Genomic DNA, 22,187 nt, shown 5'->3' on the forward strand with positions numbered 1-22,187 from the left:
GCGAAGCAGACAGTCGCCCGAGCTTACCCCAGCCGTGCGGAGCCTGTCAGTTAACAAGCCGCCTGGGGCACGCAGATCAGGCTTCCTTGAAGCGATAGCCGACGCCGTACAGCGTCTCGATCATCTCGAAATCGTCGTCGACCACTTTGAACTTCTTGCGCAGCCGCTTGATGTGGCTGTCGATGGTGCGGTCGTCGACATAGACCTGGTCGTCATAGGCCGCGTCCATCAGCGCGTTGCGGCTCTTCACGACGCCGGGGCGGGTGGCGAGCGCCTGCAGGATCAGGAATTCGGTCACGGTGAGCGTCACCGGCTCGTTCTTCCAGGTGCAGGTGTGGCGCTCGGGATCCATCCGCAGCAGGCCGCGGTCGAGCGCGCGGGCGTCCGGCTCCTTCGGCGCGGCGGTCGGATCCTTCGGCTGGCCGCGGCGGAGCACGGCCTTGACGCGTTCGACCAAGAGGCGTTGGGAGAACGGCTTGCGGATAAAATCGTCGGCGCCCATCTTCAGGCCGAACAATTCGTCGATCTCCTCATCCTTCGAGGTGAGGAAGATCACCGGCAGGTCGGACTTCTGGCGCAGCCGGCGCAGCGTTTCCATACCGTCCATGCGCGGCATCTTGATATCGAGGATCGCAAGATCGGGCGGTGACGTGCGAAACCCATCCAGCGCCGACGCACCGTCCGTGTAGGTCATGATGCGATAGCCTTCGGCTTCGAGCGCGATCGAGACCGACGTGAGAATGTTGCGGTCGTCGTCGACCAAGGCGATTGTGGGCATGAGCTGCTTTCACAATGAGAGTGGCTTGGACGGCGGGCACTCTGGCGACTCGCCGTAGAATATGGGCTTCGAACGCGGTCAACGAGCAATGCAAGCTGGGCTGAAGTGTGACCGAGTTCCGCAAAAAACGCTCTGCGGCCCACGCGTTGGACCCCCATATAGCACCCTGAGACTTTGAGAAAAGGCCCTTTTTTCAAAGGGAACCGCCCGATTCGCCGCCAAAACGACCCGATAGGCCCATGCAACCGACCGCCGACTTCGATCCTGCCCACCTTGCCCGCTCGCTGCTCCGCCGCAGCCGCCAGGGCGCGCTCGCCACGCTGATGACCGGCTCCGGCGATCCCTATTGCTCGCTGGTCAATCTGGCCAGCCACCCCGATGGCTCGCCGATCCTGCTGATTTCCAGGCTGGCGCTGCACACCCGGAATATCCTGGCCGACGACAGGGTGTCGCTGATGCTGGACGAGCGCACCGAGGGCGATCCGCTGGAGGGCGCCCGGATCATGCTGGCCGGCCGGGCGGAGGAGGTCGCACAGTCCGAGCAGGAGCTCGTCCGCCGGCGCTATCTCGGCGCACATCCATCAGCGGAAACCTTTGTAGAATTTAAGGATTTCTCGTTTTTCGTGATCCGGCCGAGCGCCGCCCATCTGGTCGCCGGGTTCGGCCGGATCGTCGACCTCAAGCCTGCACAGTTTCTGACCATGCTCAGTGGTGCTGAAGCGCTGCTGGAGGCCGAGCCGGGCGCGGTGGCGCATATGAACGAGGATCACCGCGAGGCCATGAACCTCTACGCCACGCGGCTGCTGGCTGCGGAAAGCGCCGACTGGCTGTGCACCGGCTGCGACCCCTACGGCATGGACATGCAGGCCGGCCGCAACACGCTGCGGCTCGATTTCCCTGAAAGGGTCAGCAACGGCACCGAGCTGCGCAAGATGCTGGTGCGCCTCGCCGGTGAGGCGCGCGCCAAGGGATAGAGGCATCGTGTCGCAGAGTGCGGCTCCGGGTGCAGTTGCGGAGGCCGGGTGGAGCGTCTCTGACAGCGCGATCATTTCGCGCCCCCGCCGATATCATCGCCGATCGGCGCGATGCGGGTGGCGAGAATGTCTGGCGCTGCAGCTTCGGGAAATCGCCCGCATCGCGAGATCCCATCGCGCTGACGTGCACGTGCGTCGCGGTGATTGCGTTACCATCAATCGTCGCAGTCAGTGATCTTGCTGCCGCCGAGCGCAGCCCGCTGCGGAACATTCGACGCTGCCGGGCATTGAAAGCATCCAGCTTCGACGACGGCGTATCGGGCTCGATCGCATGCAGCTCAATGCCGACCCAGTGGTGCTATCCGCGTGCAACATGATCGTGGACGACTTGCCTGGCACCGTAGCGCAGCGTCAACTCGTGGCGGTCCATCTCAACGACACATCCTCAGCGCGAAACGCATACCCGGCATTCTACGTGCCGGCTGCGTTGCGCGGCGCGGATACACGCCAACCGCTGGCACCCTTTGTGCATCGCAATGCCCTGCTCGCAGCGGGAAAGGCGACGAAACGTCGCCCGATCGCCGCGAAAACAACGAGAAAGCGAAAGCAAAGCGAAAGCGTTTCGCGCTGCGGTATTTGCGCCCGATGATGTACCTGACCTGGAATAAGCCAAAAGCCGTCCGACCGGCTTGGCAAGCCCGGCGATCCCCACTATTAGGTCGCCGGACCGGGGCCGAGAGGCTATATTCTGATGACGGTCATCACCGCGACGGGGCGCGACTAGCGACATTCGCGCGAACAAGGATACGCGGGTTCGAGGAGGTTCTTCGTGCAAGAGACGGGCGTGCATAACGGTGCCTTCGGCGCCGACAAATTCGGCTTAAAAAATCTCAAGGGCGTGCATTGGAACTATGGTGCGCCGCAGCTCTACGAGCACTCGTTGCGCAATGGCGAAGCGGTGCTCTCGGCCGATGGCGCGCTTTGCGCTGACACCGGTGAGTTCACCGGCCGCAGCCCGAAGGACAAGTTCACGGTCCGCGACGGGCTGACCGACAAGAGCATGTGGTGGGCCGGCAACCAGTCGATCACTTCGGAGCAGTTCGCGACGCTGCATGCCGACTTCCTCAAGCATGCCGAAGGCATGACGCTGTTCGCGCAGGATCTCTACGGCGGCGCCGACCCGACGCATCGCATCAGGACGCGCGTCTTCACCGAGCTCGCCTGGCATTCGCTGTTCATCCGCACGCTGCTCATTCGCCCCGAGACGTCGGAGCTCGCGAGCTTCGTGCCCGAACTCACGATCATCGATCTGCCGAGCTTCCGCGCCGATCCGAAACGTCACGGCTGCAAGTCGGAGAACGTCGTCGCGATCGATTTCGCCCGCAAGATCGTCCTGATCGGCGGGTCTTATTATGCCGGCGAAATGAAGAAGAGCGTGTTCACCACGCTGAACTTCTATCTGCCCGAGAAGGGCGTAATGCCGATGCACTGCTCGGCCAATGTCGGCCCCGACGGCGACACGGCGATCTTCTTCGGCCTGTCCGGCACCGGCAAGACCACGCTCTCGGCTGATCCGAAGCGCACGCTGATCGGCGACGACGAACATGGCTGGAGCGAGGACGGCGTCTTCAACTTCGAAGGCGGCTGCTACGCCAAGTGCATCAAGCTGTCGGGCGAAGCCGAGCCGGAGATCTTTGCCGCCAGCAAGCGCTTCGGCGCGGTGCTGGAGAACGTCGTGCTCGGCGCGAAAGATCGCGTGCCCGATTTCGACGACGGCTCGAAGACCGAGAACACCCGCTCGGCCTATCCGCTCGATTTCATTCCGAACGCCTCGCGCACCGGCCGCGCGCCGCATCCGAAGAACGTGGTGATGCTCGCCGCCGACGCCTTCGGCGTGATGCCGCCGATCGCCAAGCTGACGCCAGCGCAGGCGATGTATCACTTCCTGTCCGGCTACACCGCGAAGGTCGCCGGCACCGAACGTGGTCTCGGCAACGAGCCGCAGCCGGAATTCTCGACCTGCTTCGGTTCGCCGTTCCTGCCGCGCGATCCGTCGGTCTACGGCAACCTGTTGCGCGAATTGATCGCCAAGCACAATGTCGATTGCTGGCTGGTCAACACCGGCTGGACCGGCGGCAAGTACGGCACCGGCCGCCGCATGCCGATCAAGGTAACCCGCGCGCTGCTCACCGCGGCGCTGAACGGCTCGCTCCGCAATGCCGACTTCCGCACCGACAAGTATTTCGGCTTCGCGGTGCCGACCTCGCTGCCGGGCGTCGAGCCGCACATCCTCGATCCGATCAAGACCTGGGCCGACAAGGCCGAGTTCGACAAGACCGCGCGTGCGCTGGTCGGCATGTTCCAGAAGAACTTCGCCAAGTTCGAAGCGCAGGTCGACGCCGAGGTCCGCGCCGCCGCGCCGGAAGTGAAGCTCGCAGCGGAGTAGTCGGCGCAAGCGATACGCGATTTGAAAAGGCGGCCCTCGTGGCCGCCTTTTTTGTTTGCCAAGTCGGCTCGGCGACGGCTCAGTCCCTCAAGCCGAGCAGCGAACGGCGCCACATACTCCCCTGTCGTCCCGGCGCAGGCCGGGACGACATCGAATGTGTTGCCTGCTACTCGCCCATCTCCGGCAACACCGCGTTGCTCGGCGTCTGCCGATCCGTGATCTGCAGGCCGAACAGGCTGCCGATCAATTCGACCGCGACGCGCGCGGTACGGCCGCGTTCGTCGAGGAACGGATTGAGCTCGACGATATCGAGCGAGCGCACCAGTCCGGAATCGTGCAGCAGCTCCATGATCAGATGCGCTTCCCGATAGGTCGCGCCGCCCGGCACGGTGGTGCCGACCCCGGGCGCGATGTCCGGATCGAGGAAGTCGACGTCGAACGAGACATGCAGCACGCCGTTCTTGGCCCTGACGCGGTCGATGACGCGGCGGGTCAGCACGGCGACGCCGAACTCGTCGATCTGGCGCATGTCCGCGATCGAGACGTTGCGCTGCCGCAGCAGCTTGCGCTCCAGCGGATCGACTGATCGGGTGCCGATCAGCGCGAGCTGATCGGATGGGATCGAGGCGCGCGGCAATCCACCGAGCAATTCGTCCAGCCCGTCCTCGCCGCACAGGAAGGCCGCCGACATGCCGTGCATGTTGCCGGTGATGGTGGTGGCCGGCGTGTTGTAGTCGGCATGGGCATCGACCCACAGCGCAAACAGCGGCCGGCCTTTTTCCTGCCAGTAGCGCGCGACGCCGTTGATCGACCCCATCGACAGCGAGTGATCGCCGCCCATGAAGATCGGGATCGCGCCGGAATGCGCCAGCCAGTAGGCGCGCTCGGAGAGGGCGCGGGTCCAGGTCTTCACCTCGTCGTAGAATCTGGTGTTCGCCGGCACCGGGCCGTCGGCGACCACAGCCGGGATCGCAAGGTTGCCGTGATCGTCAACGTGGAAGTCGAGCTGCTCGAGCAGGCGCGCGATGCCCGCGGTGCGGAGCGCGTCCGGGCCCATCAGCGGGCCGGGCTGCGACGCGCCGATCTCGATGGGAACGCCAAGCAAGGCGATGCGCGAGGGCTTGGAATTGTCGGCTTCGGACATGCGGCAGGGCTCCCAAAGGGGTGGAACAGAAGCGACGCGCCACTGTTCCCTCAACCCTTGAAATAGGCAAGGCGGTCCAATCCGGCCATGTGGATAGTTGAGCTGTGCGTCCAGATTTGGCGCGTTGTCTTCACCGCGAACCGGCGGCCCATCCCGCATCAAGTGCGGGACAGGCTTTGCTCGAAAACGCGCTACGCCTTGAAATAGGCGATCTGCGTCGTGGTGGCGAGCAGGCGGCCGGACGGCGACCACAATTCGCCGTGCTGGTCCCCATAGCTCTTGTGGAAGGTCTTGGCGTCGGCGGTGGCGAGCACGCGGGTGGTATCCTCCGCATCCATGTCGGCCAGGTCGGCGTGGAAATAGGTCGTCAGCGACACCGTGCCGAACGGCACCAGCTCCTGCCGCGCGTGGAACACGCGGCCGAAGAACGCATCGGACATCGACATCAGCGACAGCGCATCGAGCTTGCGCGGCACGCGGTCGGCAATCCAGAGCTTGGAGTAGGGGCTCAATGGTTGCTTCGCAGCGCCGCCGCCGAGTTTCGGTTCGCCCTCGGCGAAGCGGAAATCATACTGGTTGGCCCAGGTCATCGCGAGCTTCGGATAAGGCCTGAGCTGCTCGAACGGGATCGCGCCGGGAAACTCGGCGGGCTGGTGCGACCAGGACGGGCGGCGCTCGGCGAAAACGGCCGTCGCCAAGGTCGTGACCTCGCCGCCGCCCTGCGTCATCTCGACCGACCAGTGCTGGCTCGAGCGGTTGCTTCTGACCAGGCGGACATCGAGATCGAACACGCCCTCGGCGACCGGCGCGCAGTAATTGACCGTCAGCGCCAGCGGATCGCCCGCGCGCTGCGGGTGCTGCATCAGGGCGCGCAGGATCGTCGCGGCGGTGCAGCCGCCGAACGGGCCGACGAACGCCCAGTAGTCCGGGCTGGTCCGTCCCTGCCAGCGGCTGTCGCCGGCAGTCACGGCGGTGGCTTCATCGAAAAGGTGCGGAGCCTTGGTGAGCATGCAGATCTTTCAATATTGGCTGGCACTTCCGTCATCGCCAGGAGCAATGACGCTCGACATGCAATAGCTCGGCAAGGATGCCGAATTCAATGACGTCGGACGTAATCGATTTCCGTATCTCGGGATTACCCCTTCGCCTCGCGCTGGCTGCCGAGCTGCGGCGATGCGCTCGGATGCACCGGCACGTGCCAGATGTCCTCGGCGTATTCGCGGATGGTGCGGTCGGAGGAGAACCACGCCATGCGCGCCACGTTGAGGATCGAGGCCCGGGTCCAGGCCGGGGGCACCCGCCAGCGCGCGTCGATGCCGCGCTGCGCGTCGTAGTAGGAATCGAAATCGGCCGAGACCATGTAGTGATCGAGATAGCGCAGCGCGTGCCCGATCGAGGCGAAGCGCGCGGCATCGCCCGGCGAGAATTCGCCGCTCTCGATGGCGCGGATCGCGCGCTCGAGCCGCGGCGATTTGCGGATGATGTCGCTGGCATCGAGGCCCTGCTTGCGGCGGACCATGACGTCGCCGGCCTCGAGGCCGAAGATCGCGATGTTCTCCTCGCCGACATTGTCGCGGATCTCGATGTTGGCGCCGTCGAGCGTGCCGATGGTCAGCGCGCCGTTCAGCGCGAGCTTCATGTTGCCGGTGCCGGAGGCCTCCATGCCGGCGGTCGAGATCTGCTCGGAGAGATCGGCGGCGGGGATGATCACCTCGGCGAGGCTGACATTGTAGTCGGCGAGGAAGGCGACCTTCAGCCTGCCGCCGAGCGAAGCGTCATTGTTGACGATCTCGGCGACGTCGCTGATCAGCTTGATGATCAGCTTGGCGTAGCGGTAGCTCGCTGCCGCCTTGCCCGCGAAGATTTTGACCCGCGGCACCCAGTTCGCACCCGGATCGTCCTTCATCGCGTGGTAGAGCGCGATCGTCTCCAGGATGTTGAGCAGCTGCCGCTTGTATTCGTGGATGCGCTTGATCTGCACGTCGAACAGCGCCGACGGGTCGACCTTGATGTGGTTGCGCTCGCCGATCAGCCGCGCCAGCGCCAGCTTGTTGTGATGCTTGACGTCGCGGAAGCGCTTCTGGAATTCCAGGTCGCTCGAGTGGGGCTCGAGCCGCTCGAGCAGCGAGAAGTCGTCGAGCACCGCCTCGCCGCAGGTCTCGCGCAGCAGCGCGGTCAGCCGCGGATTGGCCAGCATCAGCCAGCGGCGGAAGGTGATGCCGTTGGTCTTGTTGGTGATGCGCGAGGGGTAGAGATGATGGAGGTCGTGGAATACGGTCTCCTTCATCAGATCGGAATGCATCGCGGAAACGCCGTTGATGCGATGCGAGCCGACGAAGGCGAGCTGGCCCATCCGCACCCGGCGGCCGCTGCGCTCGTCGATCAACGACACAGAGGCGCGGTATTCGATGTCGCCGGGGAAGCGTTCTTCAGCCAGCGCGAGATGCGCCACGTTGATGCGGTAGATGATCTCGAGATGCCGCGGCAAGAGCCGCTCGAACAGTTCGACCGGCCAGGTCTCGAGCGCTTCCGGCAGCAGCGTGTGATTGGTGTAGGACAGCGTCGCGACCGTGATCTTCCAGGCCTCGTCCCAGCGGAAATTGTGCAGGTCGACCAGGATGCGCATCAGCTCGGTGACCGCCAGGCTAGGATGGGTGTCGTTGAGCTGCACCGCGGCCTTTTGCGCGAGGTTGCGCAGACCGCCGTCGGAGGCGAGATGCCGGTTCACGAGATCCTGCAGCGAGGCCGAGACGAAGAAATATTCCTGGCGCAGCCGGAGCTCGCGGCCCGCCGCGCTCTCGTCGTTCGGATAGAGGAATTTGCAGATCGCTTCCGCGCGCGCCTGCTCGGCGCTGGCCGAGACGTAGTCGCCGGTGTTGAAGACGTCGAGTTTGAGCGGATCGGGCGCGTGCGCCGACCACAGCCGAAGCGCGTTGACGTGCTGGCCGCGCCAACCGACGATCGGCGTGTCGTAGGCCATCGCCTCGACGGTTTCCGCCGGATGCCAGGTGGCGCGGTCGCGGCCGCGCTCGTCGACATGCTCGACATGGCCGCCGAAGTGGACGTTGTAGACCACCTCCGGGCGCTGGAATTCCCAGGGGTTGCCGAAGGCGAGCCACTCGTCGGGATATTCCTGCTGCCAGCCCTGGTTCATGATCTGGCGGAACAGGCCGAAATCGTAGCGGATGCCGTAGCCGGTGGCGGGGATCGCGAGCGTCGCCATGCTCTCCATGAAACAAGCCGCGAGCCGCCCGAGGCCGCCATTGCCGAGCGCCGCGTCCGGCTCGCATTTGCGCAGGTCCGAGAGGTCGACGCCGAGGTCGCCGAGCGCCGCCTCGAACAGCGGCAGCAATCCCATATTGTTCAGCGCGTCGGTGAACAGGCGGCCGATCAGGAATTCGAGCGAGAGGTAATAGACGCGCTTGGAGCCGGCGTCGTAGGTCTGCTTCTCGGCCGTCAGCCAGTGGTGCACGATGCGGTCGCGCAGCGCCAGCGCCGCCGCCTTGTACCAGTCACGCCTGGTCGCGACGGTGGCGTCCTTGCCGATCGCAAGCCGGAGCTTGGCGAGGATCGCGCCCTTGATCTCGGTCAGCGCCAGCTCGTCGATCGGCTGGTTCAATGCCGGGTAGTTTGTTTGTTCGTGCAAAGCGCCCAATCCTGCCGTTCAGAGGTCCGGATCATGATGCGATCATAGTGTCCGGATCATGCCCCAGGTCGATGATACGCGCGTTGCGTGGCAACCGGAACCGCGGGGAACGTTGCCGTGCATGGCGCTGCCGATATTTTATGCAAGGACCGGGCCGATTTGGGAGCCTTCGGAACCGCCATTGCCGGTGCTACGATCGGCGGTGAAAGCCGGAATTTTGCGACCATTTGACGGAGGATGCGCGATGAGACTCCTGATCGAGATCGCGGCCGCGGCGTTGCTCATGGTGTGCATCACGGCGACCAGCGCCGCCTATGCGGCGGGCAAACCGGGCCGCAGCGCCGACGGCCTGACTTGCGGCTTCAGCGTGGCGCAGAACGCTTCGCCGGCCGCGCGCTGCGCCGCCATCAAGCGGCAATGCGGCGGCAAGTTCTACGCGAATGCCTGCGGTGACAGGCTGCTGTCCGCAGCGAATTGAGCGGCCGCACAACGCGCCTTCACGCGCGATCGGGAACACCGGAGTGATACGGATTTCCAAGGCTTAACGAGATCTTTACAAACACTCCTGTCGCTCGTGGGGCGGGCACATTTTTCAGCTCCGACGCATTTCATTCCGAAGCAATTTTCAACGGGCCGCTGACCTAGTCAGCGGCCCAATTGCTTTGTGGGCAGGCATCCGCGTGACGGAGCGACGATGCCTCCTTCGTCGTCCTGGCGAAAGCCAGGACCCATTACCCCAATAATCAGATGAGGCCCGAGAGGTCGTTCCAATCCGGGTTGTCCGCTTCAATCAGCTTGATCTTCCAATCGCGCTTCCAGAACTTCAGCTGCTTCTCGCGCGCGATGGCCTCCTGTGGTGTGGCGAATTCTTCGACATGAACGAGACGAAATACGCCGTACTTGTAGACGAACTTGGATCCGCGACCCGAACGATGCGGTTCGAGCCGCAGGCGAATGTCGTTCGTAACGCCGACGTAGATCGTTCCGTGATGGCGGCTCGCGAGGACGTAGACGTAGTAGCTGCTTGCAGCGCTCATGGTTTGGCCCAAGCTCGCAATGGGTCGACCAGCCGGGGTAATGGGTCCTGGCTTTCGCCAGGACGACGTCCGGGGATGATCTATTAACCCATCAGAACGAATTAAGAACACTTTAGCAAGTCTTTGATATATCATTGTGATTCGGCGCCTACGCCGACACAATATCTATGGTCTCCCAGTCTCCGCGAGGACTACATGTCCACCATCGCCTTTGATCAATTCGCTCTGACCCGGATCGCCGATTTCGCGCGGTCGCTGTCGCGGCTGCATCAGGCCTCGCGGCGTCAGCCGATCGACGACGACCAGCTCGACCGCGAGTTCAATGCGGTCTGCATGTCGATCTGGGGCTACACCACGGATGATTTCAGCGACGAGCTGTTCTCGAACGAGGATCACGCCTGGCTCGATACGCTCGATGAGGCGCATGCGCGGATCTTCGCCGGCGAGCAGGGTTACGACCTCGTCGACGATCACGGCATGCTGACCGACTGGTGGGGCTATTGCTGGATGATCCTCGCCGAGAAGCGCGGCCTCCTCACCCCGGAGAACCGCGCCGCCGCGCGGGTCGCGATCGAGGAGAAATACATGGCCGCGCCGAACGTGATCGGCGTGATCGTGGCGCGCTGACGGGCTTACGCCGTCAGTTCGCCTCGGCCCGCTTGGCGGGCTTTGCGGCATGGCCCTTCGGCACCACCGACGATGGTGTCGCCGGCGCGACATCGCTTCTGGTTTCCGGCAGCGGCGCGTCGCTGGCGATCTCGGCGCTGACCGGTGCGACCTTCATTTCGCCGAGCCGCGCGCGGACCGCCGCGGTCAACCCGGGATAGGAGGCGATCGGCGTGAAGTCGAAGGACTGTTCGTTGCCGACGCGAACGCCGGTATAGGCGACGAGACCGTCGGTGGTTGCAATCACGTCACCGGCCTTCAGCGAGGCATCGAGCGCGAGGTCGACCGGCGCGAGCCCGGCCGGGTCGCGTCCGTTGCAGGTGCAGTCGGCGCGCAGCGCCTTGCGATAGGCGAAGGCGTTCTCGTTGTCGGTGTAGCGCTCGCCTGTGCTCGAGGCGGAGCTGTCGATATGGCTGCCGTAATAGACCTTGGTCGCGCTCGCCGGGCAGAACGCCTGGCAGAGCTGCGCCGGCGTCGCGTTGCCGCGCATCGTCAGCGGAAAATACTTGCCGTCGCAGCTGCGCACGCAATATGCCGGTCCGGAACCGGCCACGCGCGTCCCCGAGACCGGTGCGGACGTCTGCCGTTCCGGCTGCTGGTTGAGGCCGAACGGATCGGCGAAGAAATTGGCCTGCGGCGGGGCTTGCCGGCCCTGCTGCTTCTGGGAACCGCCGAAGAAGAAGTCGAACAGCCCTTCGGCCGAGACGGGAGCGGGCACGACCAGGACGGAACCCGCGAACGCAGCGGCGGCAAGCATCACGCGGCGCCGCATGCGCCGATCACTCAACTCTGTACGCAACGCCAACTCCACCCGACGCGCCACGCCGCGGCGACAAGCTGCCCCGGCGGATTCACCTTAAGACGGGATGGTAAACGAGCGATTGATTTGGGGTGACGGCGTCACACGAAGGCGAGGCGGCGCGAACCGCGCTTACCTCGCCCCGCTTGCGGCGGGCTATCGCATATGCGGTTTGAGGTGCAACTGCGTCGGTACTGCGCTCCCTCTCCCGCTTGCGGGGGAGGGTTGGGGTGGGGGTTTCACCGCGATGGGACTCGTGGAAAGAGCCCCCACCCGGATCGCATCTAGCGATGCGATCCGGCCTCCCCCGCAAGCGGGAGAGGCGAAGCGAGCTCGCGGATCGATCCAGTACAGGTCTCTCAACAGTTGCAAGCGGGGAGAGAGCCCAACCCTCTAACAGCGAGTTTCGCTCGTCTCGACCCCGCGAGAGCGGGGCAAGGTGAAGAGAGACCGTCAGTCCTTCAAAAACTCGCCGGCCTTGTACAGCGCGCGGAACGGCAAGCCGGCTTCGGCGAACGTCTCGGTCGCGCCTTCCTCGCGGTCGACCATGGTGAAGACCAGCGCGATCTCGCCGCCGGCCTCGCGCACGGCTTCCACCGCCTTCAGCGCCGAGCCGCCTGTCGTGGTGACGTCCTCGACGATCACGATGCGCTTGCCCGCGAGGCTCTCGCCCTTGGCGAGCCCTTCGACGGCGAGCCGTGCGCCGTGCTCCTTCGGCTTCTTGCGCACGAAGAACGCCGCGATCGGATGACCCTTCAGCCATGACAGCTGCGCGATGGCGCCGGCGAGCGGCACCGCGCCCATCTCGAGCCCGCCGACGAAATCGAGCCGGTCGTCCTTCAGCGCCTCATAGGTGAGTTCGGCGAGCAGCGCTGCGCCCTCGGGGTCGAGCATCGTCGGCTTCAGGTTGAAATAGAAATCGCTCTTGCGGCCCGACGCCAACGTGATCTCGCCGCGGCCGAACGAGCGCTTGCGGATGATCTCGGCGAGGCGGGCGCGGGAGGCTGATTTGGACAAAGGCTTTTTCCCTTGAGGGTTTCTTTGGGGGCTTTGAGGCGGCCGGCAATCTATCGGCGGTCCGGCGCACATTCCAGCGCGGAAACCCCGCCGTCAACAGTGCCCGCGCCGCCATTTCAGCGCAGCCGTGTGCCGAAAGCGCGGGTTGTGCGCCCGTTCCAATCCCCCTAAAGCAGGCGCCAAACACTTGCGAGGGAAGCGGAAATGACCATCGAGCTGCACACCTGGAACACGCCGAATGGCCGCAAGATCTCGGTGGCGCTGGAGGAAATGGGGCTGCCCTACAAGGTGATCCCGGTGAATATCGGCAAGGGCGAGCAGATGGCGCCCGCCTTCCTCGCCATCAGCCCGAACAACAAGATCCCGGCGATCGTCGATCCGGACGGCCCCGGCGGCAAGCCGGTCAGCATCTTCGAGTCCGGCGCGATCCTGCTCTATCTCGGCGAGAAGACCGGCAAGTTCCTGCCGAAACCGCTCATCGAGCGGATCCCGGTCTATGAGTGGCTGATGTGGCAGATGGGCGGCTTCGGCCCGATGCCGGGCCAGGTGCACCATTTCATCGCGCTCGAGAACGAGCAGGACCGCGCCTATGGCCTGAAGCGCTACATGGCCGAGACGCGGCGGCTCTACGGCGTGCTGGACCGCCGGCTTCAGGGGCGCGACTTCGTCGCCGGCGATCTGTCGGTGGCCGATTTCGCCATCCTCGGCTGGGCCTGGCGCCATCCGCGCCACAAGGTCGAGCTATCAGACACTCCCAACGTCAAGCGCTGGTACGAGACGCTGATGGCCCGCCCGGCGACGAAGCGCGGCATGGACGCGAAGCTGGATTGAAGAGCGGCGGAGCGTTCTCCCCTTTTCCCCTTGTGGGAGAAGGTGGCGCGAAGCGACGGATGAGGGGTTGTCTCCGCGAGTGAGCTCGTGGAGAGAGACCCCTCACCCGGCTGCACCTCGCTCCGCTCGATTTCGCCACCCTCTCCCACAAGGGGAGAGGGTACTTCCTACGCCCGCCTTGCCTCGAGCGCCATCTTCATCGCCAGCCCCGCGAGCACCGTGCCCATCAGCCAGCGCTGCACCAGCAGCCAGGTCGGGCGGGTGCCGAGGAACACCGCGATCGAGCCGGCGGCGAGTGCGATCATCGCATTGACGCTGACACTGATCACGATCTGGATCGAACCGAGCGCGAGCGACTGCGTCAGCACGCTGCCGCCGGCCGGATCGATGAACTGCGGCAGCAGCGCGAGATAAAGCATCGCGATCTTCGGGTTCAGCAGGTTGGTGAGGAAGCCCATCGCGAACAATTTGCGCGGGCCGTCGACCTTCAGCGCCTTGACCTGGAACGGTGAGCGGCCGCCCGGCTTCAGCGCCTGCCACGCCAGCCAGAGCAGATAGCCCGCGCCCGCAAAGCGCAGCGCGTCATAGGCGTAGGGAATCGCGAACAGCAGCGCGGTGATGCCGAACGCCGCGCACAGCATGTAGAACACGAAGCCGAGCGCGACGCCGCCGAGCGAGACGATGCCGGCCGCCGGCCCCTGCGTGATCGAGCGCGAGATCAGGTACATCATGTTCGGCCCCGGCGTCAGCACCATGCCGAGGCAGACGAGCGCAAAGCCGAGCAACGCGGATGTGTGGGGCATGACCGGTCTCGCAAGGGGATACACGCACTTCTAGCGTGTCATCCGCCGCGCGGCCATGTTGGAATTGCTCTCGGAGCAATGTCGCGGCGACAGTGGTGGTGCGCTCCCTCGCCCCGCTCTTGCGGGGAGAGGGTTGGGGTGAGGGGCTGCATCCGCAATGTTGGTGGGATTCGAATTCGTTGAGACTCCCCCTCACCCGGATCGCATTCCGCTTCGCTCCATGCGATCCGACCTCTCCCCGCAGGCGGGGCGAGGTGGATTCTAATGCGCCTCGTCCCAATTGTTGGCGGCGCGGGCATCGACCTGCAACGGCAGCGACAGGATCACCGCGGGGAAGGGCGCGTCCTGCATCACCTTCTGCACGACGGGCAGCGTCGCCGCGACCTCGTTGTCGGGCACCTCGAAGATCAGCTCGTCATGCACCTGCAGCAGCATCTGCGCGGAGAGCTTCTTCTCGGCGAGCGCGTCCTCGACCCGGATCATGGCACGGCGGATGATGTCGGCCGCGGTGCCCTGCAAGCGCGCGTTGATCGAGGCGCGTTCGTTGAAGGCGCGCACCGAGGCGTTGGACGCCTTGATATCCGGGTAGTACATCTTACGGCCGAACAGCGTCGTCACATAGCCGTTGCGGCGGCAAGAGTCCTTGGTCTCGTCCATGTAGGCGCGGATGCCGGGGAAGCGCTCAAAGTACTTCTTGATGTAGGCGGAGGCTTCCTCGCGCGCGATGCCGAGCTGGTTGGCGAGGCCGAACGCCGAGATGCCGTAGATGATGCCGAAGTTGATCGCCTTGGCGCGGCGTCGCACCTCGCTCGGCATGTCCTTGATCGGCACGCCGAACATTTCGGAGGCCGTCATGGCATGAATGTCGAGCCCGTCGCGGAATGCCTGGCGCAGCACCGGCACGTCGGCGATCTCGGCGAGCAGCCGCAACTCGATCTGCGAATAGTCGGCCGACACCAGCTTGTGGCCGGGCGTCGCGATGAAGGCGCGGCGAATCTTGCGGCCGTCCTCGGTTCGCACCGGGATGTTCTGCAGGTTCGGCTCGTTCGACGACAGCCGGCCCGTCGTGGTCGCAGCCAGTGCGTAGGTGGTGTGCACGCGGTGGGTCTGCGGATTGACATAGTTGGGCAGCGCGTCGGTGTAGGTCGACTTCAGCTTCGAGACCTGGCGCCATTCCAGGATCTTCTTCGGGAAGTCGTGGCCCTGCTCGGCGAGATCGTCGAGCACCTGCGCGGTGGTCGACCAGGCGCCGGTCTTGGTCTTGGTGCCGCCGGGCAATCCCATCTTGCCGAAGATGATGTCGCCGATCTGCTTCGGGCTGCCGACATTGACCGGCTCGCCGGCGATTTCCTGGATCTCGGCCTCGACCCGTGCCGCGGTCTGGGCGAAATCGCCCGACAGCCGCGACAGCACCTGGCGGTCGATCGAGATGCCGCGGCGCTCCATCCGCGCCAGCACCGACACCAGCGGCCGCTCCAGCGTCTCGTAGACCGTCGTCATCCGCTCGGCGACGAGGCGCGGCTTCAGCACCCGCCATAACCGCAGGATCAAATCGGCGCTTTCGGCCGCGTATTCGGTCGCCTTGTCGATCGTGACCTGGTCGAAGGTCAGCTTGCCCTTGCCGCTGCCGACGAGGCCGCCGTAGCTGACGACGGCATGTCCGAACCATCGTTCGGCAAGCGCCTCCAGCGCATGCGAGCCGCGGCCGGCATCGAGCGCGTAGGACATCAGCTGCGCGTCGTCGATGTTGCGCAGCGTGACGCCGTGCTGCGCCAAGGTCACCGAGGTGAACTTGACGTTGAAGCCGACCTTCTGGATTCCGGCGGACTCCAACAGCGGCCTCAAGGCCTTCAACGCATCGGCGGTCTTGATCTGGCCGGGCGCGAGGCCGGCATCGAACAGCCCGGCGCCGCCGCCAGGCTCTCTATGGCTGAGCGGGATGTAGCAGGCATCGTTGGGCGCAACGGCGAGCGCCAGTCCCGACAACTCGGCCTGCATCGGATCGATCGATTCCGACATCGCCTCGATCGCGATGTAGCCGGTGTCGTGCGCGCGCGCGACAAAGGCGTTGAGCTGGTCGAGACTGCCGATCGCCTGGTAGGCCTTGCGATCGAAGCCGGTCTTGCGGATCGCTTCGCCACGGGCCTCGGCCAGCGTTGCCGGCGTGCCCTTCAGGCTGGAGTTCTTGTCGTCGCGTGCACCGGTCGGCTTGGCCTTCGCAAGCGGTGCTGCGGCCGATGTCGGCGCGTCTCCCGGCGCCGGCGTCACGTCCGACGGCGGCAGCGGCGAGAACACGCTGGCGCCGCTCTTGTTGCCGGGATCGGCATCGACGTTGGCCGGATCGATCTGCGCATAGTCGGCGACGCGGCGGGTGAGGGTGGAGAACTCCATCGCCTTGAGGAAGGCGACCAGTCGGCGCGAATCGGGCTCGTGCACCGCGAGGTCGTCGAGCGGCACCTCGAGATCGACCTTGTCGTCGAGCAGCACCAGCTGGCGCGAGATGCGCGCCTTCTCGGCGTTCTCGAGCAGCGCCTCGCGCCGCTTCGGCTGCTTGATCTCGCCGGCGCGGAACAGCAGCTGATCGAGATCGCCATATTCGATGATCAGCTGGGCGGCGGTCTTGACGCCGATGCCGGGTACGCCAGGAACGTTGTCGGTGGAATCGCCGGCCAGCGCCTGCACCTCGACCACCTTCTCCGGCGGCACGCCGAATTTCTCGATCACTTCATCACGGCCGATGCGGCGATCCTTCATCGTGTCGTACATCACGACGTTGTCGTTGACGAGCTGCATCAGGTCCTTGTCCGATGACACGATCGTCGTGGTCGCGCCGCGCTCGGTGGCGAGCCGCGCATAGGTCGCGATCAGATCGTCGGCCTCGAAGCCGGCCTGCTCGAGGCAGGGCAGGTCGAAAGCGCGCACCGCCTCGCGGATCAGCGCGAATTGCGGGATCAGATCGTCGGGCGCCGGCGGCCGGTGCGCCTTGTAGTCGGGATAGAGCTTGTTGCGGAACGTGATCTCCGACTTGTCGAAGATGATCGCAAGATGGGTCGGCCGATTGTCCTCCGGCATGTCGCGGAGCAGCTTCCACAGCATGTTGCAGAAGCCGAGCACGGCGTTGACCTGCAGCCCGTCGGATTTGCGGTTCAGTGGCGGCAGCGCGTGGTAGGCGCGGAAGATGTAGCCCGAACCATCGACCAGGAAGACGTGGTCCCCCTTGGCCGTGGGCTTGCTCGCAACCGGCTTGGCGGCGACGGGCTTTGCTGAGGTCTTCGGGGCGGGCTTGGCGGGGTCTTTGGAGGCTGTTTTCGGCATGGCCGAAACTTAGGGATTTTTGCGCGGATTGACAGCCTTTGTGTCGCTGAATCCGCTCGTGCCACACAGCGATTTGTCGTCCTGGCGAAAGCCAGGACCCATTACCCCAGATGTCAATCGTAACGGGACGCTGGGGCCGTGAATCCCGCTCGCAATCAAAAACGGTGGTTATGGGTCCTGGCTTTCGCCAGGACGACATCGAGGGGCGGGACAGCTTTCGCGACGCTACGCCTTATCCCCGGTCGGCGAGAACAGGTAGCCGCCGCCGCGGATGGTCCTGATCACCGAGGGCTTGGTCGGGTCGAATTCGATCTTGCGGCGGATGCGCATGATGCGCAGGTCGACGGCACGGTCGAAGGCCTCCGCGTCGCGCGCATTGGCGAGTTCCAAGAGCCGCTCGCGCGACAGCACGCGCTTCGGATTGGCCGCGAACACCTTGAGCAGGCCGAATTCGGAGGCCGTCAGCGGGTGCTCATTGCCCTCGTCGTCGCGCAGCGCCTGGGCCTCGAGATCGAGCCATTTGGTGCCGAACCGCACCAGCTGCTCCTTCTCGGCCTTGGCGCTCGAAGGTTCCGGCGCAGCCGATTTCGCCGGCCCGCTCCGCCGCAGCACCGAGCGGATACGCGCCATCAGCTCGCGCAGTTCGCAGGGCTTTGCCACGTAGTCGTCGGCGCCGAGCTCGAGCCCGACCACGCGATCGATCGGGCTGGCAGTAGCTGTCAGCATGATGACGGGGACGTTGATCTTGCTCTTGAGGTCGCGAATGATCGACAGACCATCCTCTTCGGGCATGTTGAGGTCCAGCACCACGAGATCGGGCGTGCTGCTCTCGATCTCCTTGCGCAGGCTCTTGCCGCCATCGCACAGCGTCACGCCGAAGCCGTGCATCTTGAGGTAATCGCCGACCATCTCGCGGGCCGGCGCCTCATCGTCGACGATGAAGATATGCGGGTTCTGGTTCATGATGTCTCTGTCGCCGGCAGTGTAACCGTAAAGGTCGACCCCTGTCCGGGGCCCGGGCTCTGGGCGGTGACATGGCCGCCATGCATGTCGATGATGCGCTTGACGATGGAGAGGCCGAGCCCGGTCGAGCTTTCGCCGGCGGTCGGCTTGGCCGACAGCCGCTGGAACCGGCCGAACAGCCGGCCGAGATCCTCGGGGCTGAGGCCGGGGCCCTGGTCGGCGATCCGGATCACCGTGTCGTCACCCTCGTGGCTGACCGCGACCGTGATCTTGCCGCCGATCGGCGAGTACTTGATGGCGTTGCTGACCAAATTGTCGATCGCCTCGCGGATCCGGTCGGCGTCGCACATCGTGACGAACTGCTGCGGCCCCGAGACCGAGATGCTCTGCTGCTTGTTGACGGCCGAGGGCAGATTGGCCTCGGTGACTTCGTTGACGAGCGCCGCGACGTCGACCGGCTCGCGGCGGATGGTGATGTCGAAGGCGTCGGCCATCGCGTCCGAGATCAAATGGTCGACCATCGAGGTCAGCCGCTTGGTGGCGTCCCTGATGTGCTCGACCTGGGCGGTGACGCTTTCCTTCGGCGAGCCGGCGCCGATCAATTCGGTCAGCATCTCGGTGCGGCCGAGGATCACGCCGAGCGGATTCTTCAGATCGTGGGCGACGGTGCCGAGGATCTCGTTCTTGAAGCCGTTGGCGCGCTGCAGCCGCAGCCATTGCGCCGACAGCCGCCGGTTGGCCTGCATCAGCGCGCGGGTGCGCTGCACGACGCGGTCCTCGAGCTGGGTGTTGGCCTCTTGAAGCTGCTGGTAGAGGATCACGTTGTCGAACGCGATCGACAGCCGGCTCGAGAAGATCTCGACCAGCGCACGGTCGGTGTCGGAGAGCTGCCGCTCGGCCTGCAGCAGCACCACGACCTCGCGGCCGCTGCCGGTGCGCGAATAGAGCACGCTGCGGTGGTCGGCGAACTCGTTCTTGCGGCGCTGGAAGGCTTCCTCCACCATGTGCCGCAGGTCGGCGTCGAGCGCCTTCGACGAGGTCGTGCCGATGAAGCGACTGTAGCAGCCCGAGCAGGCCAGCACCGAGAAATCACAGGCGGCGGCGTTGCCGTCGTCGCGCAGCACCAGGATCCCCGCGCAATCGACATTGAGCAGCGAGGCGAGTTGCGTCAGCACGCCCTCGGCCAGCCGCTGCATCGACTTGAAGTCGTACAGCGTCGAAGCCGCGTCGATGATGATCTCGAGCCCGCGCCGTGTCTGCACCATGCGCTCGAGCTGCTGATAGCTGCGCAGCGCGGCGGTCAGCGAGGTGAACAGCTTGTCGGCGGTGAGCTCGGTCTTCGCCTTGTAGTCGTTGATGTCGTACTGCACGATGACGCGCCGCTCCGGCGCCTGGCCGGGCTGGCCGGTGCGCAGGATGATGCGGACGGTCTCGTTCCTGATCTCGTTGCGGATGTATTCGACGAGCTCGAGACCGGCGACGTCGGTCTCCATGATGACGTCGAGCAGCACGGCTGCGATGTCGGGGTTGTCCCGCATCAGCGTGCGGCCTTCGGCCGCAGAGTAGGCCGACAGGATCTCCAGCGTCGCGCCGTTCAGGTTGTAGTCGCTGAGCGCAAAACGGGTGCCTTCGTGGACGGCGTGATCGTCGTCGATCACGGCGATCTTCCATTTCCGTACCGGCGAGTCCTCCGGGGGGCTCTCGGTGTCGTCGATCAGTTGGAGGACATCGTCCTGTTCGGCCATTGACTGGTTCCGTCGGCTGCTGCGTCAGTGATCGTGGGCTCGCCCTTGGCAGCCCCCTTGGCGATCCTGGGCATGATAATGCGAAAAGTGGTGCCTTGTCCTACCCTTGACTCCAGCATCATGCGGCCGCCGAGCTGCTGGGTGACGAGGTTATAGACGATATGGAGGCCGAGGCCCGTGCCACCTTCGTTGCGGCGCGTCGTAAAGAACGGGTCGAACGCCTGTCGCTGCACGTCCGGCGTCATGCCAGCCCCGTCGTCCGCGAAGATGATCTCGACATCATCAGCGCCGCGGCCGCGCGCCGAGATCGTGATGTTGCCGGAGCGGCCGCCGGCGAAGGCATGATTGACGGCGTTGAGGAAAAGATTGGTTAAGATCTGCCCATAGGCGCCGGGATAGCCGTCGATCAGGAGCCCGTCGGGTACATCGACGGACAGCGCGATCGCCGCCTTCTTCAGCACCGGCCGCAGGCTCGCGACGATCTGGTCGGTGGATTCGCTCAGGGCAAACTGGCGGCGTTCGGCGTGCGAACGATCGACCGCGACCTGCTTGAACGACTGGATCAGCTCGCCGGCGCGCTGCAGGTTCGAGACCAGTTGCTGCGATGCGTCACGCGAGGCGCGCACGAATTCGTCGAGCTTGGAGCGGCGCAGCGGCTCGGACTTCAGGTCGTTCTCGAACATCTCGCTGCGGCGGGCAAAGCTCGAGGCGACCGTCAGGCTGATGCCGATCGGATTGTTGACCTCGTGAGCGACGCCGGCAACGAGGCCGCCGAGCGCGGCGAGGCGCTCGGCATCGATCAGGTTCTGCTGCGCGGCGTTGAGCTCGAGCAGCGCGCTCTCGGCCTTCTCCTTGGCGCTGCGCAGCTCGTCCTCGGTCTTGCGCTTGGCGATCGCGTTCTCGCGGAACACCTCGACCGCGCGCGCCATCGCGCCGACCTCGTCCTTGGCCGAGGTGCCCTGCACCGGCCGGTCGAGGTCGCCCGAGGTGATGGTGCGCATCGCGGCCATGATCTGCGCCAGCGGCAGCCGGATCGACAATGCGATCATGACGCCCGCCGACATGATGACGCCGAGGAAGATCACGGCGATCGACAGCACCCGGCGCGAGATCGACGTCAGCGTCTTGTCGAAGGTCTCCTGCGCCTTCTGCTCGCGCTGGCGCATCTTCACCGAGAGATCGTCGATCGCGCCGATCGCGTCGGCCTGGCTGGCGTCGATCGAGTTGCGCAACAGGTCGGTGCGGTTGGTGAGCTGTTCGCTGAGCTTGCCGAGCCCGTCGCGCAGCTCGGCGGTCTTGACCTTGAGCCGCGCCAGCGCCATGCGCTGCAGATCGTTCTCCGCCATATCGGTCATGACGGGGATCGTCTTCTCGATCGTGTCGATGTTGCGGCGGGCTTCCTCGGCCGACGACGAAGCAAGCGAGAGATAGTAGGCGTTGGCGGCGACCAGGAGCGAGGTGAAGGCTTCGCGCGACTTGCCGAGCGCGGGCCAGATCAGCGCGTCGCGATGGCCGGTGGCGCCCTCGATGATCGAATAGAGCCCGGCCATGTCCTTGGTCGGGGTCAGCACCTCTTCGTCGTAGGTCTTGGCGATCTTGGTCTGCACGGTGCGCAGTTCACCGAAACCGTCGAGGAAGCGGCTGGTGACGCGCTCCAGTTGCTCGACCGAGCCCGACAGCATCGGGTCGGTCGAGGCCCGGTTGGTCAGCGTGCCGAGCACGGCCTCGCGCAGCAGCAGGATTTCCGCGAACAGGTCCGGGCTCGGCTGGTTGATGTAGCGATGGATCAGGTTCTGCAGACGGCTGGTCTCGCTCTCGAGCTTGGCCAGGATCTTGTCGGATTCCCGGACCTGGCGGACATCGTCCCAGGCAGAGCCGAGCACCTTCGCGCCGTTCCAGATCAGCACCGCGAGCACGATCACGACGGCGGAATTGAGCAGCGCGATCGAAAGAATGCGCCAGCGGATCGGCACCGCGCGCAGCAACTGGACGATGCGGAAACGGCCCTGCGGCCCAAAGGCCG

General features: G+C 65.1%; 18 protein-coding genes. 6 read left to right on the top strand and 12 right to left on the bottom strand.

What is annotated here, in order from left to right; translation table 11 throughout:
* Nucleotides 1-76: 76 nt before the first annotated feature.
* Entirely contained in the window at nucleotides 77-778 is a 702-nt protein-coding gene (locus CO675_RS37470; RefSeq protein WP_016843287.1) for a response regulator transcription factor, read from the bottom strand.
* A 239-nt stretch (nucleotides 779-1,017) separates the two neighbouring features.
* Here CO675_RS37470 and CO675_RS37475 point away from each other — a divergent pair, with 239 nt between their 5' ends.
* The 3 genes from CO675_RS37475 (at nucleotide 1,018) to CO675_RS37480 (ending at nucleotide 4,198) form a co-directional block, all read left to right on the top strand.
* Nucleotides 1,018-1,752 (top strand): HugZ family pyridoxamine 5'-phosphate oxidase, encoded by a 735-nt coding sequence (locus tag CO675_RS37475; RefSeq protein WP_097676895.1) that lies wholly within the window; start codon nucleotides 1,018-1,020, stop codon nucleotides 1,750-1,752.
* 331 nt (nucleotides 1,753-2,083) lie between these two features.
* Complete coding sequence (locus tag CO675_RS40290; RefSeq protein WP_143279210.1) at nucleotides 2,084-2,401, top strand: hypothetical protein; 318 nt, start codon at nucleotides 2,084-2,086, stop codon at nucleotides 2,399-2,401.
* Between the two features lie 180 nt (nucleotides 2,402-2,581).
* Nucleotides 2,582-4,198, top strand: a complete 1,617-nt coding sequence (locus tag CO675_RS37480; RefSeq protein WP_097676896.1) for a phosphoenolpyruvate carboxykinase — start codon at nucleotides 2,582-2,584, stop codon at nucleotides 4,196-4,198.
* A 166-nt stretch (nucleotides 4,199-4,364) separates the two neighbouring features.
* On the opposite strand, the gene rocF is transcribed toward CO675_RS37480, so the two are convergent.
* The 3 genes from rocF to CO675_RS37495 form a co-directional block, all read right to left on the bottom strand.
* A complete protein-coding gene (gene rocF, locus CO675_RS37485; RefSeq protein ID WP_097676897.1) occupies nucleotides 4,365-5,342 on the bottom strand; it encodes an arginase in 978 nt (325 codons plus the stop codon).
* A 191-nt stretch (nucleotides 5,343-5,533) separates the two neighbouring features.
* Nucleotides 5,534-6,352, bottom strand: a complete 819-nt coding sequence (locus CO675_RS37490; RefSeq protein ID WP_097676898.1) for an acyl-CoA thioesterase — start codon at nucleotides 6,350-6,352, stop codon at nucleotides 5,534-5,536.
* 125 nt (nucleotides 6,353-6,477) lie between these two features.
* Complete coding sequence (locus CO675_RS37495; protein WP_198964886.1) at nucleotides 6,478-8,988, bottom strand: glycogen/starch/alpha-glucan phosphorylase; 2,511 nt, start codon at nucleotides 8,986-8,988, stop codon at nucleotides 6,478-6,480.
* A 244-nt stretch (nucleotides 8,989-9,232) separates the two neighbouring features.
* Between CO675_RS37495 and CO675_RS37500 the strand changes: the two genes are divergently transcribed.
* Nucleotides 9,233-9,466: a hypothetical protein gene (locus CO675_RS37500; protein ID WP_097676900.1), complete on the top strand. Its 234-nt coding sequence runs from the start codon at nucleotides 9,233-9,235 to the stop codon at nucleotides 9,464-9,466.
* Between the two features lie 265 nt (nucleotides 9,467-9,731).
* Here the strand turns inward: CO675_RS37500 and CO675_RS37505 are convergent, their stop codons facing one another.
* Entirely contained in the window at nucleotides 9,732-10,025 is a 294-nt protein-coding gene (locus CO675_RS37505; protein ID WP_097676901.1) for a GIY-YIG nuclease family protein, read from the bottom strand.
* A 195-nt stretch (nucleotides 10,026-10,220) separates the two neighbouring features.
* On the opposite strand from CO675_RS37505, the gene CO675_RS37510 reads away from it, so the two are divergent.
* Entirely contained in the window at nucleotides 10,221-10,652 is a 432-nt protein-coding gene (locus tag CO675_RS37510; RefSeq protein ID WP_097676902.1) for a hypothetical protein, read from the top strand.
* 13 nt (nucleotides 10,653-10,665) lie between these two features.
* Here the strand turns inward: CO675_RS37510 and CO675_RS37515 are convergent, their stop codons facing one another.
* Both CO675_RS37515 and pyrE read right to left on the bottom strand, forming a co-directional pair.
* Nucleotides 10,666-11,463, bottom strand: a complete 798-nt coding sequence (locus tag CO675_RS37515; protein ID WP_097676903.1) for a DUF2865 domain-containing protein — start codon at nucleotides 11,461-11,463, stop codon at nucleotides 10,666-10,668.
* 480 nt (nucleotides 11,464-11,943) lie between these two features.
* Nucleotides 11,944-12,507: an orotate phosphoribosyltransferase gene (gene pyrE / locus CO675_RS37520; RefSeq protein WP_092122894.1), complete on the bottom strand. Its 564-nt coding sequence runs from the start codon at nucleotides 12,505-12,507 to the stop codon at nucleotides 11,944-11,946.
* 204 nt (nucleotides 12,508-12,711) lie between these two features.
* Between pyrE and CO675_RS37525 the strand changes: the two genes are divergently transcribed.
* Nucleotides 12,712-13,338, top strand: a complete 627-nt coding sequence (locus CO675_RS37525; RefSeq protein WP_097676904.1) for a glutathione S-transferase family protein — start codon at nucleotides 12,712-12,714, stop codon at nucleotides 13,336-13,338.
* A 167-nt stretch (nucleotides 13,339-13,505) separates the two neighbouring features.
* Here the strand turns inward: CO675_RS37525 and CO675_RS37530 are convergent, their stop codons facing one another.
* The 5 genes from CO675_RS37530 to CO675_RS37550 form a co-directional block, all read right to left on the bottom strand.
* Nucleotides 13,506-14,141 carry a LysE family translocator gene (locus tag CO675_RS37530; RefSeq protein ID WP_097676905.1) on the bottom strand — a complete coding sequence of 212 codons (636 nt, stop codon included), beginning with the start codon at nucleotides 14,139-14,141 and terminating at the stop codon, nucleotides 13,506-13,508.
* Between the two features lie 261 nt (nucleotides 14,142-14,402).
* Entirely contained in the window at nucleotides 14,403-17,456 is a 3,054-nt protein-coding gene (gene polA / locus CO675_RS37535; protein WP_097676906.1) for a DNA polymerase I, read from the bottom strand.
* A gap of 225 nt (nucleotides 17,457-17,681) precedes the next feature.
* Nucleotides 17,682-18,419 carry a response regulator gene (locus CO675_RS37540; RefSeq protein ID WP_097676907.1) on the bottom strand — a complete coding sequence of 246 codons (738 nt, stop codon included), beginning with the start codon at nucleotides 18,417-18,419 and terminating at the stop codon, nucleotides 17,682-17,684.
* On the bottom strand, nucleotides 18,416-20,164 hold the full coding sequence (locus tag CO675_RS37545; protein ID WP_097676908.1) for an ATP-binding response regulator: 1,749 nt from the start codon (nucleotides 20,162-20,164) through the stop codon (nucleotides 18,416-18,418). The genes CO675_RS37540 and CO675_RS37545 overlap by 4 nt, the downstream gene beginning before the upstream one ends.
* On the bottom strand, nucleotides 20,134-22,137 hold the full coding sequence (locus tag CO675_RS37550) for a sensor histidine kinase (protein WP_097676927.1): 2,004 nt from the start codon (nucleotides 22,135-22,137) through the stop codon (nucleotides 20,134-20,136). Before CO675_RS37550 ends, CO675_RS37545 begins: the two co-directional genes overlap by 31 nt.
* Nucleotides 22,138-22,187 lie beyond the last annotated feature (50 nt).

Source organism: Bradyrhizobium sp. C9 (assembly GCF_002532045.1).
Classification (GTDB): Bacteria; Pseudomonadota; Alphaproteobacteria; order Rhizobiales; family Xanthobacteraceae; genus Bradyrhizobium.

Bases quoted from the DNA above. Each gene is read 5' to 3' on its own strand.
- CO675_RS37470 (WP_016843287.1), bottom strand. From the start codon at position 778: ATGCCCACAATCGCCTTGGTCGACGACGACCGCAACATTCTCACGTCG.
- CO675_RS37475 (WP_097676895.1), top strand. From the start codon at position 1,018: ATGCAACCGACCGCCGACTTCGATCCTGCCCACCTTGCCCGCTCGCTG.
- CO675_RS40290 (WP_143279210.1), top strand. From the start codon at position 2,084: ATGCAGCTCAATGCCGACCCAGTGGTGCTATCCGCGTGCAACATGATC.
- rocF (WP_097676897.1), bottom strand. From the start codon at position 5,342: ATGTCCGAAGCCGACAATTCCAAGCCCTCGCGCATCGCCTTGCTTGGC.
- CO675_RS37490 (WP_097676898.1), bottom strand. From the start codon at position 6,352: ATGCTCACCAAGGCTCCGCACCTTTTCGATGAAGCCACCGCCGTGACT.
- CO675_RS37500 (WP_097676900.1), top strand. From the start codon at position 9,233: ATGAGACTCCTGATCGAGATCGCGGCCGCGGCGTTGCTCATGGTGTGC.
- CO675_RS37505 (WP_097676901.1), bottom strand. From the start codon at position 10,025: ATGAGCGCTGCAAGCAGCTACTACGTCTACGTCCTCGCGAGCCGCCAT.
- CO675_RS37510 (WP_097676902.1), top strand. From the start codon at position 10,221: ATGTCCACCATCGCCTTTGATCAATTCGCTCTGACCCGGATCGCCGAT.
- CO675_RS37515 (WP_097676903.1), bottom strand. From the start codon at position 11,463: ATGCGGCGCCGCGTGATGCTTGCCGCCGCTGCGTTCGCGGGTTCCGTC.
- CO675_RS37525 (WP_097676904.1), top strand. From the start codon at position 12,712: ATGACCATCGAGCTGCACACCTGGAACACGCCGAATGGCCGCAAGATC.
- CO675_RS37530 (WP_097676905.1), bottom strand. From the start codon at position 14,141: ATGCCCCACACATCCGCGTTGCTCGGCTTTGCGCTCGTCTGCCTCGGC.
- polA (WP_097676906.1), bottom strand. From the start codon at position 17,456: ATGCCGAAAACAGCCTCCAAAGACCCCGCCAAGCCCGCCCCGAAGACC.
- CO675_RS37540 (WP_097676907.1), bottom strand. From the start codon at position 18,419: ATGAACCAGAACCCGCATATCTTCATCGTCGACGATGAGGCGCCGGCC.
- CO675_RS37545 (WP_097676908.1), bottom strand. From the start codon at position 20,164: ATGGCCGAACAGGACGATGTCCTCCAACTGATCGACGACACCGAGAGC.